Origin of the sequence: Rubellimicrobium mesophilum DSM 19309, from assembly GCF_000600335.2 — a bacterium.
Lineage (GTDB): Bacteria > Pseudomonadota > Alphaproteobacteria > Rhodobacterales > Rhodobacteraceae > Rubellimicrobium > Rubellimicrobium mesophilum.
The window spans coordinates 200,196-216,214 of sequence record NZ_KK088554.1; the positions used below are offsets into that span (position 1 = coordinate 200,196).

At 69.9% G+C, this 16,019-nt stretch carries 12 protein-coding genes and 1 pseudogene; 11 read left to right on the forward strand and 2 right to left on the reverse strand.

All coding sequences use genetic code 11. The annotated features are described in order from the left end of the window. Position 1: 1 nt before the first annotated feature. Complete coding sequence (locus RUMESO_RS04295) at positions 2 to 1,015, reverse strand: SIS domain-containing protein (protein ID WP_037278258.1); 1,014 nt, start codon at positions 1,013 to 1,015, stop codon at positions 2 to 4. Positions 1,016 to 1,275: 260 nt separating this feature from the next. Between RUMESO_RS04295 and RUMESO_RS04300 the strand changes: the two genes are divergently transcribed. From RUMESO_RS04300 to RUMESO_RS04345, 11 genes and pseudogenes are all read left to right on the forward strand, one after another. Next, positions 1,276 to 1,965 carry a GntR family transcriptional regulator gene (locus tag RUMESO_RS04300; RefSeq protein ID WP_037278348.1) on the forward strand — a complete coding sequence of 230 codons (690 nt, stop codon included), beginning with the start codon at positions 1,276 to 1,278 and terminating at the stop codon, positions 1,963 to 1,965. Between the two features lie 108 nt (positions 1,966 to 2,073). Further along, on the forward strand, positions 2,074 to 3,414 hold the full coding sequence (locus RUMESO_RS04305) for a M20 family metallopeptidase (RefSeq protein WP_051521017.1): 1,341 nt from the start codon (positions 2,074 to 2,076) through the stop codon (positions 3,412 to 3,414). Between the two features lies 1 nt (position 3,415). Next, a complete protein-coding gene (locus tag RUMESO_RS04310; protein ID WP_037278261.1) occupies positions 3,416 to 4,180 on the forward strand; it encodes an ATP-binding cassette domain-containing protein in 765 nt (254 codons plus the stop codon). Further along, positions 4,177 to 5,190: an ABC transporter permease gene (locus tag RUMESO_RS04315; RefSeq protein ID WP_037278263.1), complete on the forward strand. Its 1,014-nt coding sequence runs from the start codon at positions 4,177 to 4,179 to the stop codon at positions 5,188 to 5,190. Before RUMESO_RS04310 ends, RUMESO_RS04315 begins: the two co-directional genes overlap by 4 nt. 32 nt (positions 5,191 to 5,222) lie before the next feature. Beyond that, positions 5,223 to 6,170 carry an ABC transporter substrate-binding protein gene (locus RUMESO_RS04320; protein WP_037278264.1) on the forward strand — a complete coding sequence of 316 codons (948 nt, stop codon included), beginning with the start codon at positions 5,223 to 5,225 and terminating at the stop codon, positions 6,168 to 6,170. 76 nt (positions 6,171 to 6,246) lie between these two features. Further along, the gene (locus tag RUMESO_RS04325) at positions 6,247 to 7,197 is read left to right on the forward strand and encodes a substrate-binding domain-containing protein (protein WP_037278266.1); all 951 of its coding nucleotides are present in this window, start codon (positions 6,247 to 6,249) and stop codon (positions 7,195 to 7,197) included. Positions 7,198 to 7,281: 84 nt separating this feature from the next. After that, positions 7,282 to 8,730: pseudogene (locus RUMESO_RS04330) on the forward strand (hydantoinase/oxoprolinase family protein); the annotation flags it as partial. Positions 8,731 to 8,960: 230 nt separating this feature from the next. Further along, complete coding sequence (locus tag RUMESO_RS28350; RefSeq protein ID WP_425414868.1) at positions 8,961 to 9,332, forward strand: hypothetical protein; 372 nt, start codon at positions 8,961 to 8,963, stop codon at positions 9,330 to 9,332. Next, positions 9,329 to 11,035, forward strand: coding sequence for a hydantoinase B/oxoprolinase family protein (locus tag RUMESO_RS04335; RefSeq protein WP_037278271.1), 1,707 nt, complete (start codon positions 9,329 to 9,331; stop codon positions 11,033 to 11,035). Before RUMESO_RS28350 ends, RUMESO_RS04335 begins: the two co-directional genes overlap by 4 nt. Then, complete coding sequence (locus RUMESO_RS04340; RefSeq protein ID WP_082483353.1) at positions 11,032 to 12,339, forward strand: NAD(P)/FAD-dependent oxidoreductase; 1,308 nt, start codon at positions 11,032 to 11,034, stop codon at positions 12,337 to 12,339. Before RUMESO_RS04335 ends, RUMESO_RS04340 begins: the two co-directional genes overlap by 4 nt. Continuing rightward, the gene (locus RUMESO_RS04345; RefSeq protein ID WP_037278273.1) at positions 12,336 to 12,881 is read left to right on the forward strand and encodes a cupin domain-containing protein; all 546 of its coding nucleotides are present in this window, start codon (positions 12,336 to 12,338) and stop codon (positions 12,879 to 12,881) included. Before RUMESO_RS04340 ends, RUMESO_RS04345 begins: the two co-directional genes overlap by 4 nt. Positions 12,882 to 13,312: 431 nt before the next feature. On the opposite strand, the gene RUMESO_RS04350 is transcribed toward RUMESO_RS04345, so the two are convergent. Further along, on the reverse strand, positions 13,313 to 16,019 hold a 2,707-nt coding region (locus tag RUMESO_RS04350), incomplete at its 5' end, for a PAS domain S-box protein (RefSeq protein ID WP_051521012.1).

Below are 16,019 nucleotides of genomic sequence, written 5' to 3' on the forward strand. Positions count from 1 at the left end.
CTCAGTAGGCGACACGACGGTAGTAGCGGCGCGTGGTCAGGGGATGGTTCCGCATCACCTCGAGATGCGCGCTGATCCGTTCAAGGAGCGTCGCGAGGAACGCCGGGCCGAGAAGGCCGCGCAACTCGGCTGAAAGGCCTTGGGTCGGATAGTCGGCGGTGTCGATCACCGTGAGCTCTCCACCAACGGTGGGCACGAAGCGCTCCACCCGCTCGGCCAGCGGCCGCGTCTCGTCCTCGCCCTTCAGGACGACGACGCTCACGCCCTTCTCCACGAGTTCGAGGGTGCCATGGAAGAAGTCAGAGGCGTGAACCGGTCGCGTGCGGATCCACTGCATCTCCTCCAGGATGCACATCCCGAAGTAGAAGGTCTCGGGCCAGATCGGGCCGGCGCCGGTGAAGATGTGGTAGTCATGATCGGCGATCCGGCGCGCGAAGGCATCGGCCCGTGGTTCGATAGCCTTCTTCATGGCCAGGAGCTGCCACGGCAGGCCCTGCATCTCGGCGAGAAGAGCGTCGTAGTTGTCGATCTCGCCCCTGTGCTTCAGGACGGCGAGCGCGATCAGAAGCGACTGGATGTAGAAACTCTCGGACGAGGTGTCGTCGGCGGCGTAGTTGACCAGGACGTGGTGGTCACCTTCGCCGAGGGGTGTCGCCGCGTGACCGATCAAGGTGATGATGGTGGCGCCCCGGGACTTGGCCAGGGCCAGCATCTCCACGCTCTCCTTGGTCGTGCCCGAGAGCGAGGGGATCACCACGATGGATGCTTTCGTCAGATTCGGCGAAGGGGTGACGAGGAGCTCGGCCGTCAGGTCGTCGAAGACGGGGAAGGTCGAGCGCCGGCGCAGCAATTGGGCTGCCGGCTGCATCAGGATCGCCGCGCCTCCAGCGCCCAGGAAGTGGATGTTCGGAGCCCCAGCCGCCAAGGCCTCCCCGATGATCGCGTCGATCCTGGCCGCGAGGGCTACAGCCCCGCCTTGAATCGACAGGAAACGTGACTCGTCGAAGTTGAGCATATCCGAATGTCCTGGTTGATCGCCTGTGTAGATGCCCAGGCGAGGTCTGAAGTTGTCAGACAACATCCTCCTGTGCGAACCTTGACCTGTCAAGTCTCCGGGCAAGCAACGGCGCGAGTGAAAGCGTTTTCTCTCTCGGATCAGGGCCGCGTTGCTTTGCAGGCAGAAGTCTGACAACGCTTTCGGGCGGTTAGCGCGGATAGGGGCGGGGACTGACAATGGGCACCCAAGTCCGGAATGGCAGAACGGCTGTGCTGGAGATGCGGGATCGCATCCTCGCGCTCGTGAAGTCGGAGGGACTCCGGCCCGGCGACCAGATCCCGACGGAGGCCGAGCTTGGCATCCGATTCGGAGGCTCCCGGCCGATGATCCGCGAGGCCCTGAAGCTTCTCGAGCAGGACGGTGTCGTCGATGTGAAGCATGGGCGGGGCCGGTTCCTGACGGCCACGGGCGTTCTGAACGTCCATCGCCCCATCACCCGGTTCGAAAGCATCACGGAGATGGGGCAAGCCCTTGGGCTTCAATACGATAACCGGGTCCTGTCGGTGTCCGAGGAGCGGCCGAGCAAGGAGATCGCCCGGACGCTCGGCCTTGCTGCGGGCGAAGGTGTAATCCGGCTCGAGCGCCTCCGGCTGCACAGGAAGGAGCCGCTGATCTACGGCCTCGCGCTGATCCGGCGCTCCGTTGTTCCCGATCGGCTCTATGAGGTGGACTGGAGCGGGTCGCTGCTCGACCTGCTCGAATCGTATGGCAGCCGGCCGCGAATGTCGGTGGCGAAGGTTCGTGCTCTGACGCTTCCCCCGGATGTGGTGGAGCGCAACGACCTGCGGGATTTCGGCCCGGCTCTGGTCATCGAGGAGACAGCTTACAACCTCGCGGGCGATCCGGTGATCTGGGCCTCTGACTATCATCGAGGCAGCCACTTCGCGTTCGACTTCGTGCGGAAGTAGAAAACGGCCAGGGCACGGCCCTTCGTCGATTATAGCTTGACAGACGTCTGACAACTGGATCGGATCGGGCAAGAGGGCTCCCCGTTGAGCCAGATGCAGCCGGAAACGATGATGCTCGATGTCACCGACCCTCTAGAGCCGCAGACTGCCGCGAGGCTGGACGCCAGCCTCGACGCGCTCTTCCCGGAAGCTCTGTCACTTCTCGAGGACCTGATCGCGATCAACAGCATCAACCCGCTGTTCCCCGGCATCCGACGCGAGGATGTCATCGGCGGGGAGACCGCCTGCACGTCGCGCCTGGGCGCCTGGCTTGCCGAGGGGGGATATTCGACCGAGTCGGTCGCCCCGGATCCGGGCCGGGCCAACTTGGTGGCCTGCCGAGCCGGGGTGGGCGGAGGACGCTCGCTGATCGTCAACGGCCATGTGGACACCGTTGCCCCGTTCCGCCCCCGCGACTGGCTGTCGGGTGATCCCTGGCGGCCGCTTCGGCAGGATGGGCGGCTCTACGGCCTCGGCGCCACCGACATGAAGGGGGGCCTCGTGGCCGCCGCGCTGGCCCTCCGCGCGATTGCGGCCGCCGGGATCCAGCTCAAGGGAGATCTTCAGCTTCACGCCGTCGTCGGCGAAGAGACGATGAGCCACGAGTTCGGCACCTCGGCGGTGATCGAGGCGGGCTTCGGCGGCGACGCGGCCATCGTGGTCGAGCCGACCTCCAGCCCGCGTCCGCTCTCGGTCAATCCGATCTCAGGGGGGAATTTCAACCTTCAGGTCGATGTGAAAGGCTTCGGGACGCACTCCGGCAATCGCGCCGCGACGATCCGCGCCGGAGGCGCAGGCGACGCGGCCGGGGTGAATGCCGTGGAGAAGGCCATCCTCGTCGTCCAGGCGCTCCAGCGCCTCGAACAGGAATGGGGGATCACCAAGCAGCATCCCGCCTTCCCGCCCGGGCTCTTCTCGCTGGTCCCCGGCGTGTTCCACGGCGATGCCGGTGTCCCCTCGGTCGGCTACATGGCCGAGAGCGCGACCGTGGGCTATCTGGTCTGGTACCACCCTCACGAGGCGCCCGAGGCGGTCCGGGCCGAGATCGAGCGTTTCGTTCACCACGCCTCGCAACTCGACACCTGGCTCAGATCCCATCCGCCGGCCTTCCGCTGGGAGAGCAACTGGCCGGCCTTCGAGACGTCGACCGACCACCCGCTCGTCCGGGCTCTCGTGGCGGCTCGCGCGGACGTGCTCGGACCGCTGCCCGAGGGGCTGCCGGAGACAGCCGCGTTCGCCGCGGTCTGCGACGCTAGCTTCCTTGCGGCCAAGGGGATTCCCGCCGTGGTGTTCGGGCCCGGAGACCTGCGCGAGGCCCACGCGATCAACGAGTCCGTGGAGATCGAGGAAATCCGGAGCGCCGCCAGGGTCATCGCCCGCGCGGCTGTCGGCTGGTGCGGGGTGGCCTGAGGTGGCGTGGGTTCTCGAAGCGCGCGACATCCACAAGAGCTATGGGCATGTCCGGTCGCTCCAGGGCGCCTCGCTCGAGGTCGGCGAGGGCGAGGTGGTCGCCCTGATCGGCGACAACGGCGCGGGAAAGTCGACCCTGACCAAGTGCCTGTCGGGGGTCGTCCCGGTCGACTCCGGCGAGATCCGGGTGGACGGCCGCCCGGCCGCGTTCCGCAACGCGCAGGACGCGAGGGAGCACGGGATCGAAACGGTCTACCAGGACCTTGCGCTCGCCGTCGATCTCAACGCCGTGCAGAACATCTATCTGGGCCGCGAGATCATGGCGCCCGGTCTCCGGGGGCGGCTCGGCTTCCTCGATGGCCGAGCGATGCTTGAGCGGACCCAGGCCTCCTTTCGCGAGCTCGGCGTGAACGTCCCCGACATCCGCAGCGCCGTCGCCAACTTCTCCGGCGGGCAGCGCCAAGGTGTCGCGGTGGCGCGGGCGCTGATGTGGGCCCGGCGCGTCGTGTTCATGGACGAACCCACCGCGGCGCTCGGCGTGGCGCAGACCCGCAACGTGCTGAACCTCATCCGCAAGGTGAGCGAGCGGGGAGTCTCCGTCGTCCTCATCAGCCACTCGATGCCCGACGTCATGGCCGTCGCGGACCGCATCGTCGTGCTCCGCCAAGGGCGGACGGTGGCGCGCTTCCGCGCCGGCGAGGTGCGCTCCGACGACCTGGTCGCCGCCATGACAGGCTCGCTCGAAGTCGAAGGGGCCGCAGCATGACCACGAGCGCCAGCACCGAGGGCCTGGACTCGCGGCAAAGCCGGGGCCTCGGGCGGCTCCTCCTCGACCGACCCGAGCTCATGATCCTGGTCGCCCTCCTGATCATGATCGTCGTCTTCGCCACGATGCGGCCCGACGCCTTCCTGTCGGCCATCAACATCCGCAACATGGCCATGGAGGCGGGGATGATGATGTTCCTCGCCACGGGCATGACCTACGTCATCGTCACCGCCGGGATCGACCTGTCGGTCGGCGCGGTGCTGGTCTTCTCCGGCGTTTGCTCCGTGCTGGTCATGCGGCTGATCGGAGTGGACAGCCCGCTTGCGCCGTGGATCGGGCTCGTCGTGGCGGTGCTCGCCGGAGTGGCTTGGGGAGCCCTGAACGGCGTGCTCATCGCTCGCGCCAACCTCTCCCCTCTCATCGTGACGCTCGCCACGATGGGGATCGCGCTCGGCGCATCCAGGCTTCTCGTGGGCGGTGTCGACATCACGGGCGTGCCGTCTTCGCTCGTCAACACGATCGGCGTAGGGCGCATCTGGGGGATTCCGGTGATCTTCCTCCTGTCGCTCGCGTTCGCGGGCCTGATGGGGATCGTGCTCCACCGCACCCGCTTCGGCCTGCACACCTTCGCCGTCGGGTCGAACCCTCAGGGTGCCGAGCGGGCGGGGATCGACGTCGCCCGGCATCTGACGCGCATCTACATGATTTCCGGCCTCTGCGCGGGCATTGCCGGTTACCTCACGCTCAGCCGCTTCGCCTCCACCACGATCGCCGGCCACGCCATGGACAACCTGAAGGCCATCACCGCGGTGGTCCTGGGCGGCGCCAGCCTCTTTGGCGGTTCGGGGACGCTCGTGGGAACCGGCATCGGCGTCCTCATCCCGGTCGTGCTCGCCTCCGGCCTCGTGATCGTGGGCTTGCCGAGCTTCTGGCAGGAGGTGGCCGTCGGCATCGTTCTCCTCGCAGCCGTCATGATCGACCAATGGCGCCGGACGAGGCGTAGTCGCTGATCCGGTCCTGAACCAATCAGGGAGACGTTCAGATGAGACCCCGCAGCATCCTTCTCGCCGCCTTGGCGGCTGCCCCGGAGATGGCTCTGGCGCAGGAGGTCGGCACCGTCGCCCTGGTGCTCGGCCAGCGGGGCAGCGGCTTTCACCAGGCCATCGCCTGCGGCGCGCGCTCGGCCGCCGACGAGCTCGGCGTGGAGGTCGAAATCCAGGCCGCCGCGAACTACGCCGCGACCGAGCAGATTCCGCTGCTCAACTCGGTTCTCGCCACGGGTCCGGCGGCCGTCGTGCTCGACCCGACCAGCAGCACGTCCCTCGTCGCGCCTCTTGCCGAGGCGGCCTCGCAGGGCGTCGTGATCGTCGCGGTGGACACGACGGTGGACGATCCCTCGATGCTGTCGGCCGAGATCGCGACGGACAACTTCCAGGTCGGTGTCGAAACCGCCAAGGCACTTGTCGGGCTGCTCGATGGCCGGACCGGTGCGGTGGCGCAGGTGAACTCCATTCCCGGCATCTCGACGGTGGACGCCCGCATTGCCGGATTCGAGGACGAGATCGCCAAGCACCCCGAGCTGACCTACATCGGCAATCAGTTCGCCAGCGAGGACGTGGCGCAGGCGCAGCAGGCCTTCGGCTCGCTGATGTCGGCCCACCCGGATCTGGTGGGTGTGGCGGCTCAGTCCAACAATCCCGCGATCGGCATCGCCGGCGGCATCCGGGCGGCCGGAGTTGCCGACCAGGTCGTGGCGGTGGGCGTGGACGCCGACCCGCCGGAGATCGAGGCCCTCAAGGAGGGGCTCCTGGATGCGCTGGTGATCCAGCAGCCTTGGGAGATGGGCCACCAGGGGGTCACGCAGGCGGTCGCCGCGTTGCGCGGGGAGCCGGTCACCACCCCGATCGGCACCGGCACGGTGACCGCCACCGCCGAGACCATCGGTGCGCCCGAGGTGATCCGCTTCCTCTACGAAGGTGATTGCATGTGACTCGGCCGCTGGCCGGGCAGCGATGTCCCGCCTCGAAGGACAAGAACGAAGAGCCAGCAAGGGAGAAACAGATATCATGACCCCATTCGTGCGCCTTGTCGGTGCGGCCGCGGCCACCCTCGTGGCAACCGCGGCCGCTGCCCAGGAACGGCCGCATGTCGAGCTCGTCCTCGGCATCCAGATCGGCTTCCACGAAGCGATCGCCTGCGGCGCGCGTGCGGCCGCCGAAGAGTTCGGCGCCGACATCGGCGTCCAGGCTGCCCAGAACTACGGGCCTGCCGACCAGATCCCGCTCCTGAACTCGGTGCTGGCCACCCGGCCCGACTTCGTGATCCTCGACCCCACGAACCGCACCGCCATGGTGGCGCCGCTCGCCGACGCCGTGGCACAGGGCGTCAAGGTCATCGCGGTGGACACGACGCTCGACGACACCTCGATGCTGACGGCTCGCATCGGCACCGACAACGTGGAGGTGGGCCGCCAGCTTGCCCGTGGCCTCGCCGAGCAGCTCGGCGACCAGGCCGGCAAGGTCGCGATGGTGGCATCGAGCCCCGGCATCTCGACGATCGACGACCGCATCAAGGGCTTCGAGGAGGAGATCGCCAAGTATCCCAACCTCGAGTTCATCGGCACCCAGTATGCCGGCAACGAGGTGGGCCAGGCCACGTCGACCTTCAGCTCGCTGCTCGCGGCCAATCCCGACCTGATCGGCGTCGCCGCTCCGTCGGAGAACCCGGCGATGGGCGTCGCCGCGGGCATCCGCGGAGCCGGCGTGGCCGACAGCGTGGCGGCGGCCGGAGTCGACGCGTCGGAAGCGCAGATCGCGGCTCTGCGCGAGGGACTCCTCGACGCGCTAGTCATGCAGCAGCCCTATGAGATGGGCTACGAAGCGGTGAAGGCGGCCGTCGCGGTGACCAACGGCGAGGAGGTGCCCGCCGAGGCCGCCACCGGCGCGGTGATCGGCACGGCCGAGAACATCGATGACCCCGAGGTCGCCAAGTATCTCTACGTCGGCCACTGCATCTGAGACGACCGGTGAGCCTCCAGCCGCGGTCCCTGGGATGGCCCGCGGTTGGATCTGCGCGACCTTTCCACGGAGCTCCGTGATCTCATGAACGACGTCCTCGGCATCGATATCGGCGGCACCTTCACCGACATCATCCTGATCAGTCGGGATGGCGCCCTGGTCGAGAAGGTGCCGAGCACGCCGGACGCCCCTGCTCGCGCCATCGCCGACGGCATCCGCGTGCTGAGGGACCGGCATGGAGTGGACCTGTCGAGCATCGGGCTCTTCTGCCATGGCTCCACCGTGGCGACGAACGCGCTCCTCGAGGGCAAGCTGCCGCGCACGGGGCTCGTGGTGACGGCCGGGTTCCGCGACGTTCTCGAGATCGGCTCCATGATGCGGCCGTCGCTCTTCGACCTTCGCGTGTCCAAGCCCGTCCCCATCGTCCCGCGACAGAGGGTCTTCGAGGTGGCGGAGCGGATCGACCGGGAAGGACGGGTGGACCTTCCCCTCACGGAGGCCGAGATCGCCAGGGTCGTCGCGGACCTGCGCGAGGCCCAAGTCGAGGCGGTGGCGGTCTGCCTGCTGTTCAGCTTCTACAACCCCGCGCACGAGCGAGCGCTGGCCGCCGCCATCGCCGCCGCCTTGCCCGACGTCTCGGTCACGGTCTCGAGCGAGGTGGCCCCCGAGATCAACGAGTATCCCCGTGCCTCGACCACTGCGATCAGCGCGGCTCTGACGCCGCTCGTCGCGCGGTATGTCAGCCAGATCGGGGGCAGCACCGCCTCGGAGGGCCTCGCGGCGCCCCTCTACGTCATGCAGTCGTCCGGCGGCGTCATGACCGCCGAGGAGACGGCCGCGAACGCCCATCGGATGATCCTCTCCGGTCCCGCCGCGGGCGTGCTCGCGGCGCAGCGCCTCGCCGAACAGTCCGGCTATCGCGACATGATCACCTTCGACATGGGCGGCACCTCGACCGACATCTGCCTGATCAAGGATGGGCGCGCCGACCTCGAACGCGAGAGCATGTTCGAGGGGCGTCCGCTCCTTGTGCCCCAGTTCGCGATCCACACGATCGGCGCAGGGGGCGGATCGCTCGCCCGGGTCGATGCCGCGGGCCTCCTCCGCGTCGGGCCCGAGAGCGCCGGCGCGATGCCGGGCCCGGCCTGCTACGGTCGCGGCGGCACGCGCCCGACCGTGACGGACGCCCATGCGGTCCTCGGCCGGATCGACCCCGACCGCTTCCTCGGGGGCGACATGCGGCTCGATGTCGAGGCTGCGCGCCTGGCCGTGCAGACCGGCATCGCCGATCCGCTAGGCATGTCCGTCGAGGAGGCCGCGCAAGGCGTCCTCGACATCGCCGACGCGGCCATGGCGCGCGGGGTGCGGGTGGTGAGCGTGAACAAGGGCTATGACCCGCGTGACTTCGCGCTCGTCCCCTTCGGCGGGGCGGGGGGGATGCACGCCCTCACCGTCGGGGCCATCGTGGAGGTGGGCCGTGTCGTGGTCCCCCCGCGTCCCGGCATCTTCTCGGCCGTCGGGCTCGCGAGCTCGGATGTGAAATACGATTTCATCCGCACGATCGAGCGCCCGCTCGACCAGGTCGGCGCCGGGGGCGTCGCGGCCGTCCTGTCCGAACTGGAGCAGGAGGCCTCCGCCCGCCTCGCGGCGCGACTTCCTGCCGGCGTTGCGGTGGAGATGCGGCGAACGGCCCGTCTGCGCTACGTGATGCAGGACAACAAGGTCGAGCTGCCGTTCCCCGAAGGGCCGGTCGAGGGGCGGCCATGGCCGCGCTCGTGGCCGAATTCCACGAAGCGCACCGCTTTCAGTTCGGTCACCACAACCCTGAAGGTCGTGTGGAGCTCGTCTCCCTCGGGGTCGAGGCATTCGGGCGGCTCGGGCGCGGTGGCCTGCCGCGCCACGCCGCCACGGCACCGGAGGAGTCGGCGCGCCGCCGTGTCCATTTCCGGGAGACGGGCTGGACCGAGGTGCCGGTTCTGCGACGTGTGTCGCTGCCTCCGGGCACGGCCTTCATCGGCCCTGCGATCGTCGAGGAGCGCGAGGCCACCATCGTCGTCACCCCCGGCGTCTCGGCGGAGGTGGATGCCCACGGCAACCTCGTCCTGACGCGCGATCCGACCGGAGATCCCAGATGATCCATGATCCGATCACCACCGAAGTCGTGCGCCACGCGCTCGAGACGATCGCCGAGGAGATGGGAACGTCGCTTCGCCGGACCGCCATGAGCGTGGTCATCAAGGATCTGCGCGACTACTCCTGCGCCGTCTTCGACCCCAAGGGACATCTGCTCGCCTGCACGATGGACATCCCGTCGCTGATGGCGTCGATGGCGCCGGCCCTCCAGGCGATCGTCGCCAAATGGACGGACGACATCGGCCCGGGTGACGTGTTCATCACGAACCATCCCTACCTGGGATGTGCCCACACCTCGGACGTCAACATCTTCGTGCCGGCTTTTGGCGCGGATGGATCGCTCGTCGGCTTCGCCGGTGCCGCCGCGCACCACGCCGACTGGGGAGGCCGGGTGGCCGGCACCGCCGCCTACGACAGTCGGTCCGTCTTCCAGGAGGGGGTGATCCTCGCGGCGCTCAAGCTTGTCGAGGCGGGGCGGGCCAATGCGGCGATCATGGACATAATCCGCGAGAACGTCCGCCATCCCGCCCAGAACATGGGTGACCTCCGGGCGCAGATCGCCGCGGCCACGGCTGGCGCGAGCCGCATGGCGGGCCTGGCCGGCCGCCACGGGCCGGAGGGCCTCCGCGCCATCTTCGACGGACTGGTGAGCTATACGGCCCGACGCACAAGGGCCGAGCTGGCGGCCCTGCCCGACGGCACCTGGTCGGCGGAGGGTGCCATCGACGACGATGGCATCACCCCGGGAAACCGCGTCACCTTCCGCGTGGACGTGACCGTGAAGGGCGACGCCATCACCTTCGACTTCTCGCGCGGCGACAGGCAGATGCCTGGGGGCATGAACATCCCCTGGTCCTCTCTCCGGTCGGCCGTGCAGTACGCGCTGACCTGCATCCTGCCTCAGGACATCCCGGTCAACGAGGGGGTCATGGACGCGGTCACCATCGTCGCTCCCGTGGGGGGAGCGGTGAACCCCGCCCATCCGGCGGCCGTGAGCGACCGGCACATCGCCTGCGAGCGGCTCTGCGACGTGCTGGTCTCCGCCATGGGGCAGATCGCGCCCCATCGGACCTCCGCGGGCTGGTGCGTGGGCTTCCCTGTCTTCATCTGCGAAACGCGGTCTCCCAAGACGAGAGACGCGTCGGTGCTGCTCGGCATCATCGCGGGAGGGGCCGGCGCCCACGAAGGAGCCGACGGCGCGAGCGGGATCGACGTCCATCTCTCGAACTGCGCCATCACTCCGGCCGAGGCGATCGAGGCGAACTATACGTTGCGGATCGATCGCTACGAGCTCATCCGCGACAGCGGCGGCGCGGGTCGCCACCGGGGCGGGCTCGGCATCCGCGCCGACTACCGCAACCTGTCGGACCGACCCATGGACGTGCAGACCGAGGTCGAGCAGAGCGCTGCCGATTCGGCGCCCTGGCCTCTCGACGGAGGGCGGCCGGGGACGACCTGCGCCGTGGCGATGATCGCCGACGGGGCCGAACGGCCGTTGCCGTCCAAGGGTTACTTCACGATCCCGCCCGGCGGCGTCGTCTCGATGCGGGCCGGCGGCGGGGGCGGGGCCGGGGATCCGCTGGCCCGGCCGGAGGAGGTGGTGATGGCCGATCTCGCCGCAGGCTACATCAGCGAGGAGGCGGCGCGGACGATCTACCGCGTCGATCCCGCCACTGGCCGGCGCCCTCGGACCGCGGCGGCATGAGCTTCGCCGACCCGGCCATGTTCCGGCCCGCCGATTTCGGGCGCCCCTACTGGGCCGAGGCCATGCCCGAGCCGCCGCCTCCGGCCGATCCGGCCCGCCTGCCGGCCTCGGCCGACGTAGTCGTGGTCGGTGCGGGCTACACCGGCCTGAATGCGGCGCTGACCGCGGCCCGGGCCGGGCTCGACGTCGTGGTGATCGACCGCGACTACCCGGGCGCGGGGGCCAGCGGCCGAAACGGCGGCCATGTCTCGTCCTCGATGAAGCCCGACGAGGACGAGCTTGCCCGTCGGATCGGGACCGGCAAAGCCCGCGAGGTCCTTTCGCTCGGCTTGGCCGCACAGGCCTACCTCAACCGGCTGATCGCCGAGGAACGGATCGATTGCGATCTCGAGACGCCGGGCCACTTCATGGGCGCCCACAAGCCGGAGGCCGTGAGCGGGCTCAAGGCCTGGGCGGAAGGCCAGCGCGCGCTCGGCGTCCCTGTCGATTGGATCGAGAGGACGGATCAGCACGCCATCGTGGGCAGCGACCACTTTCTCGGCGGGGTCTTCATGCCCTCGTGGCAGTCCCTGCATCCTGGAAAGTACGTCTCCGGCCTTGCGGCCCGCGTCGAGGCGGCAGGCGCCCGCATCCTTCCAGGCCTGGCCCTCCTGTCGGTCGCGCGGCGGCAGGGCCGGGTGGAGCTCTCGCTATCGGGTGGGCGGCAGGTCGCGGCACGTCATGCCGTCCTGGGGATGAATGCCCAAGTCGGGCCCGCTGTCCCCAATCTGCGCCGTCAGGTGATCCCCATCGCCTCGGTCCAGGTCTCCACGGCGCCGCTCGACCCCAGTCTGGTGCGTCGCCTCCATCCCCGGCGGGCCATGGTCTACGACAGCCGGCGCCTGGTCACCTATTCCCGCGTCTCGCCCGACGGCACGCGGATCCTCGTCGGCAGCCGCGTCCCCTTCGCCTTCGGCCATCCCGAGCGATCGCGGGCCGCGATGCAGGCTCGGATGGCGCGGGTCTTTCCCGAGCTTACCGGAACCCCCACCGACCATCTCTGGGGAGGCCTCGTGGCCTACACGCCCGACCACCTGCCCCATATCGGCTCGGACGCGGGGCTCCATCACGCCATGGGATACTGCGGCACCGGGGTCGCCATGGCGAGCTACCTTGGCCACCTGCTCGGCCGCCGCGTGGCCGGCGAGGAGGCGGCGACCGCCCTCGACGAGATCGCGGGCGCGAGCCTGCCCTTCTACAACGGACGTCCCTGGTTCCTGCCTGCGGTCATGGCCTGGTACGGGTTCGAGGACCGGTTCCGGTGATCGCCCTGCCGTTCCGCGGCTTGCCCAAGGCCGAGCCGCTTCCAGCGGCGCTCCTCGAGCCGAGCGGCGAGGCTTGGCAGCGGGGGCTGCGGTCGGTCGATCGCGGCGACGGAGCGGGAGGACGAGTCACGGCCGGAAGCTGGCAAAGCGGCGCCTTCAGGACGCGCACCTTCACCTTCGGTGGGCACGAGTGGATGTGGGTGCTGGAAGGGCGCGTCGAGATCGCGTCCGACCATGGGCACTGGTCGATTGGTCCAGGCGGGGCCGGCGTGGTTCCTGCCGGACTTCGCTGCGCCTGGACGCAGCCCGTCCCGGTCACCAAGGTCTTCCTCCGCTGGGATGGAGAGCTGCCCGGCCGACCGGCCGCCCCTTGGCTGTCCTCCGATCCCGATCGCGGCTTCGGCTATGCCGGGCGCGAGGGGATGCTGGTCGCGTCTGCACGCTCCGCATCCTGGGTGTCACCCGCTCGGGAGATCCGGATCGCCGTGCACGACTCCACGGCCTACCTGACGAACCGGCCTGCCTCCCCGTCGGAGAGCTGAGCGCCGATCGGCGGAATGAATCCCGGCACAACGCGTCCACCGTGATGGATGCACGCCGGCGACATCCCTTCCGGTACGGGGCCGATCCTCCGGGAAAACGTGGGGGACCCTCTCGAATGGTCATCCTTGTTCCGCCATCGCAGCGACATCTCCGCACCTGCTCCTCCGCGTGCCGGAGGCCAGCACCGGGACGCTGGCCCTGGCCTGTGCGGTGGCGTCCCTGCTCTCCATGAGTCGGCCGCAGCGCCGACCTGAGCCGTTGGCGAGCGGGTTGTCCGCTGCCCGTGGCGCTGGCGAGGAGGCCTTCGGCGCCGTGCGGGAGTGCCTGCCGAACGTCGTCGCCGGCGCGGCCGGGAGATCGTGATCTGTCGTCGCCTGACCCGGGCCTCTTGGTTGGAGCCGCCCTGAGGGTTCCTCCGGCAGGCGGGCGCTCAGGGTGCTCCGAGGTCCGGCGAGCGGGAGGACCCGGGCGTCATCCCGTGCGCCTCGGGGGACAGCAGGTCCGCGACGCGATGAGCCAGGTCCGACTGGCGGAACGGCTTGGTCAATCGCGGAAGGTCGTCGGCCGCCCCGTCGGCGAGCTGGGCATAGCCCGTGATGAGCAGCACCGGCAGGCTCGGCCGGAGATGTCGGACCGCCGTGGCCAGATCGGCGCCGTTCATGCCGGGCATCAGGTAGTCGCTGACCAGCAGGTCCGGGGCCAGCCCGCCCCGCAGCAACTCCAGCGCCGCCGCGCCGCCATTAGCCTCGGCGACCACGTAGCCCAGGTCCCGCAGCATCTCGGCGGTTCCTAGGCGGACCAGATCCTCGTCGTCGACCAGCAGCACCTTGGCCTCGAACGGGGCCGGGATGGCCTCGACGTCCTCGCTCCTGCGCCCGGCCGCCGCCTCCTGCGCCGCCGGCAGCCAGACCTCGGCCCGCGTGCCCTGCCCGGGCTGGCTGTCCAGCAGCAGGGCGCCGCTGGACTGGGCCGCCAGGCCGTGCACCATGCTGAGGCCCAGGCCCGTGCCACGGCCCCGGGGCTTGGTCGTGAAGAAGGGCTCCACGGCGCGTTGGAGCGTGGTCGCGTCCATGCCGGTCCCCGTGTCCGCGACGGACAGGACCACGTAGTCGCCCGGAGCGAGGTCGGTCCGGCTGCCCTCGGCCACCAGTTCCTCGCGCGCCGAGATGCGCAGGCTCCCCCCCTCCGGCATCGCGTCCCGGGCGTTGACGCAGAGGTTGAGGATCGCGAGCTCGATCTGGGACGGGTCCACCTTGGCGGGGGGCAACGCGCCCGGGATGCCGACGGCCAGGGCGATCTGGGGGCCGAGCGAGCGCGCGATCAGGTCCCGCATGCCGTCCACGAGCTGCCCCATGTCGACCGGCCTCGTCTCCAGCGTCTGCCGCCGCGCGAAGGCCAGGAGGCGAGCCACGAGCGTCTTGGCCCGCTCGGCCGCCTCCATGGCTCCGCCGAGGAGGCGGTCGGTCCGCTGGTCCAGCGTCACCCGGCGGCGGATGATGTCGAGGGAGCCCATGATGGGCGTGAGGAGGTTGTTGAAGTCATGGGCCACGCCGCCCGTGAGCTGGCCTATCGTCTCCATCTTCTGGACCTGGTGCAGGTCGGCCTCGGCCCGGAGGCGCTCGGCCGTCTCCCGGGCCAGCCGGGCGTTGGCCTCGCGCAGCTCGGCCGTGCGCTCGTCCACGCGCCGCTCCAGGGTCTCGTTGGCCGCCTGCAGGCCGGATTCGGCCTGCTTGAGGGCGGTGATGTCCACGAAGGCCGCGATGGAGCCGCGCGGGCGCCCCTCCGAGCTCAGGAGCGGCACCGCGTTGCCGATCAGGTGGACGGCTCCGCCATCCTCGAAGACGACCGTTTCCTCGAAGTCGCGCACCTGCACGCCGCGCGCCGCCCGCTGCACCGGAAGGTCCCGGGGCGGGATCTCGGCGCCGTCAGGCTCCAGGATGCGGAAGTGACGCACCGCGTCCCTGGCATCCGGGGAGGTCTTGGACATGTTCGCCGGGGATGGCACCCGCAGGAGGTCACGGGCGACGCGGTTGCCGTCCACCCGGCGCGCCTCGGGATCGCGGGCGATCCAGATCGCGGCCGGCACCGCGTCCACCAGGGTCTCCAGCTCGTCCGCATACTCGCGCAGGCGCTGCTCGTCCGCCTTGCGGGGGCTGATGTCGATGGCGATGCCGACCACCCGACGGCACTGGCCGGCCTCGTCGAAGAGGCCCCGGCCCTTGGCCGCGACCCAGCGGACCACGCCATCCTCCTTGCCGACCGTGCGGTACTCGACGTCGTAGAGCCCGCGCATCTCGGGGTCGCAGGCCCGCAGGAACGCCGCCGTCGTCGCCTCGCGGTCGTCGGGGTGCAGGCCGGCGTAGAAGTCGGCCATGGACACCTCGGCCTCGGCCGAGATCCCGAACATGGCCTTGACGCGCGGCGGCCAGATCAGCCTGTCCTGGACGAGGTCGACGTCCCAGAACCCGACCTCGGCGTGCTCGGTCGCCAGGCGCAGCCGCTCCTCGCCCTCGCGGAGACGCTCGACCGCCGACCGGAGATCCTCGATGTCGGTGGCGATGCCCACCCAGGACTCGATGGCCCCGTCGCGCAGGAGGGGCGCCACCTGGGCCCGGTGGCGGCGATAGCGCCCATCTCCGGCGCGCAGGCGGACCTCCACGTTATAGGCCCGACGCTCCCTGATCCCGGCCTCCCGCGCCGAGACGACGATGGTTCGGTCGTCGGGATGGATGGCTTCGATCCAGGCCCGGCCCTGATGGTCGTCCCCCTGGCCCGTGAAGTCGCGCCATGCCGCGTTGTAGATGTCGCCCGAGCCGTCGGGGCGGTTCACCCACATCTTCTTGGGCGCGCTCTCCACCAGGGCCCGGAAGCGCGCCTCGCCTTCGCGCAGCAGGACGGCCCTGCGCTCGAGGTCCTCGAAGGCGCCGAACAGCGCGTCGAAGGCCAGGGCCGTCGTGATCGTCACGAGCAGGAACAGCGCCAGCACCAGCGCCTGATCGCCGCCGGCCGGGACGAGCAGGGGGCCCGGCTCCATGAACAGGGTCCCGGCCGCCGTCGCGCTGAGCAGGGCGGCCAGCAGGCCCGGCGCCCGACCCAGGGCGAGGCCCGCCATGATCGAGGCGGGGGCGAAGGGCAGG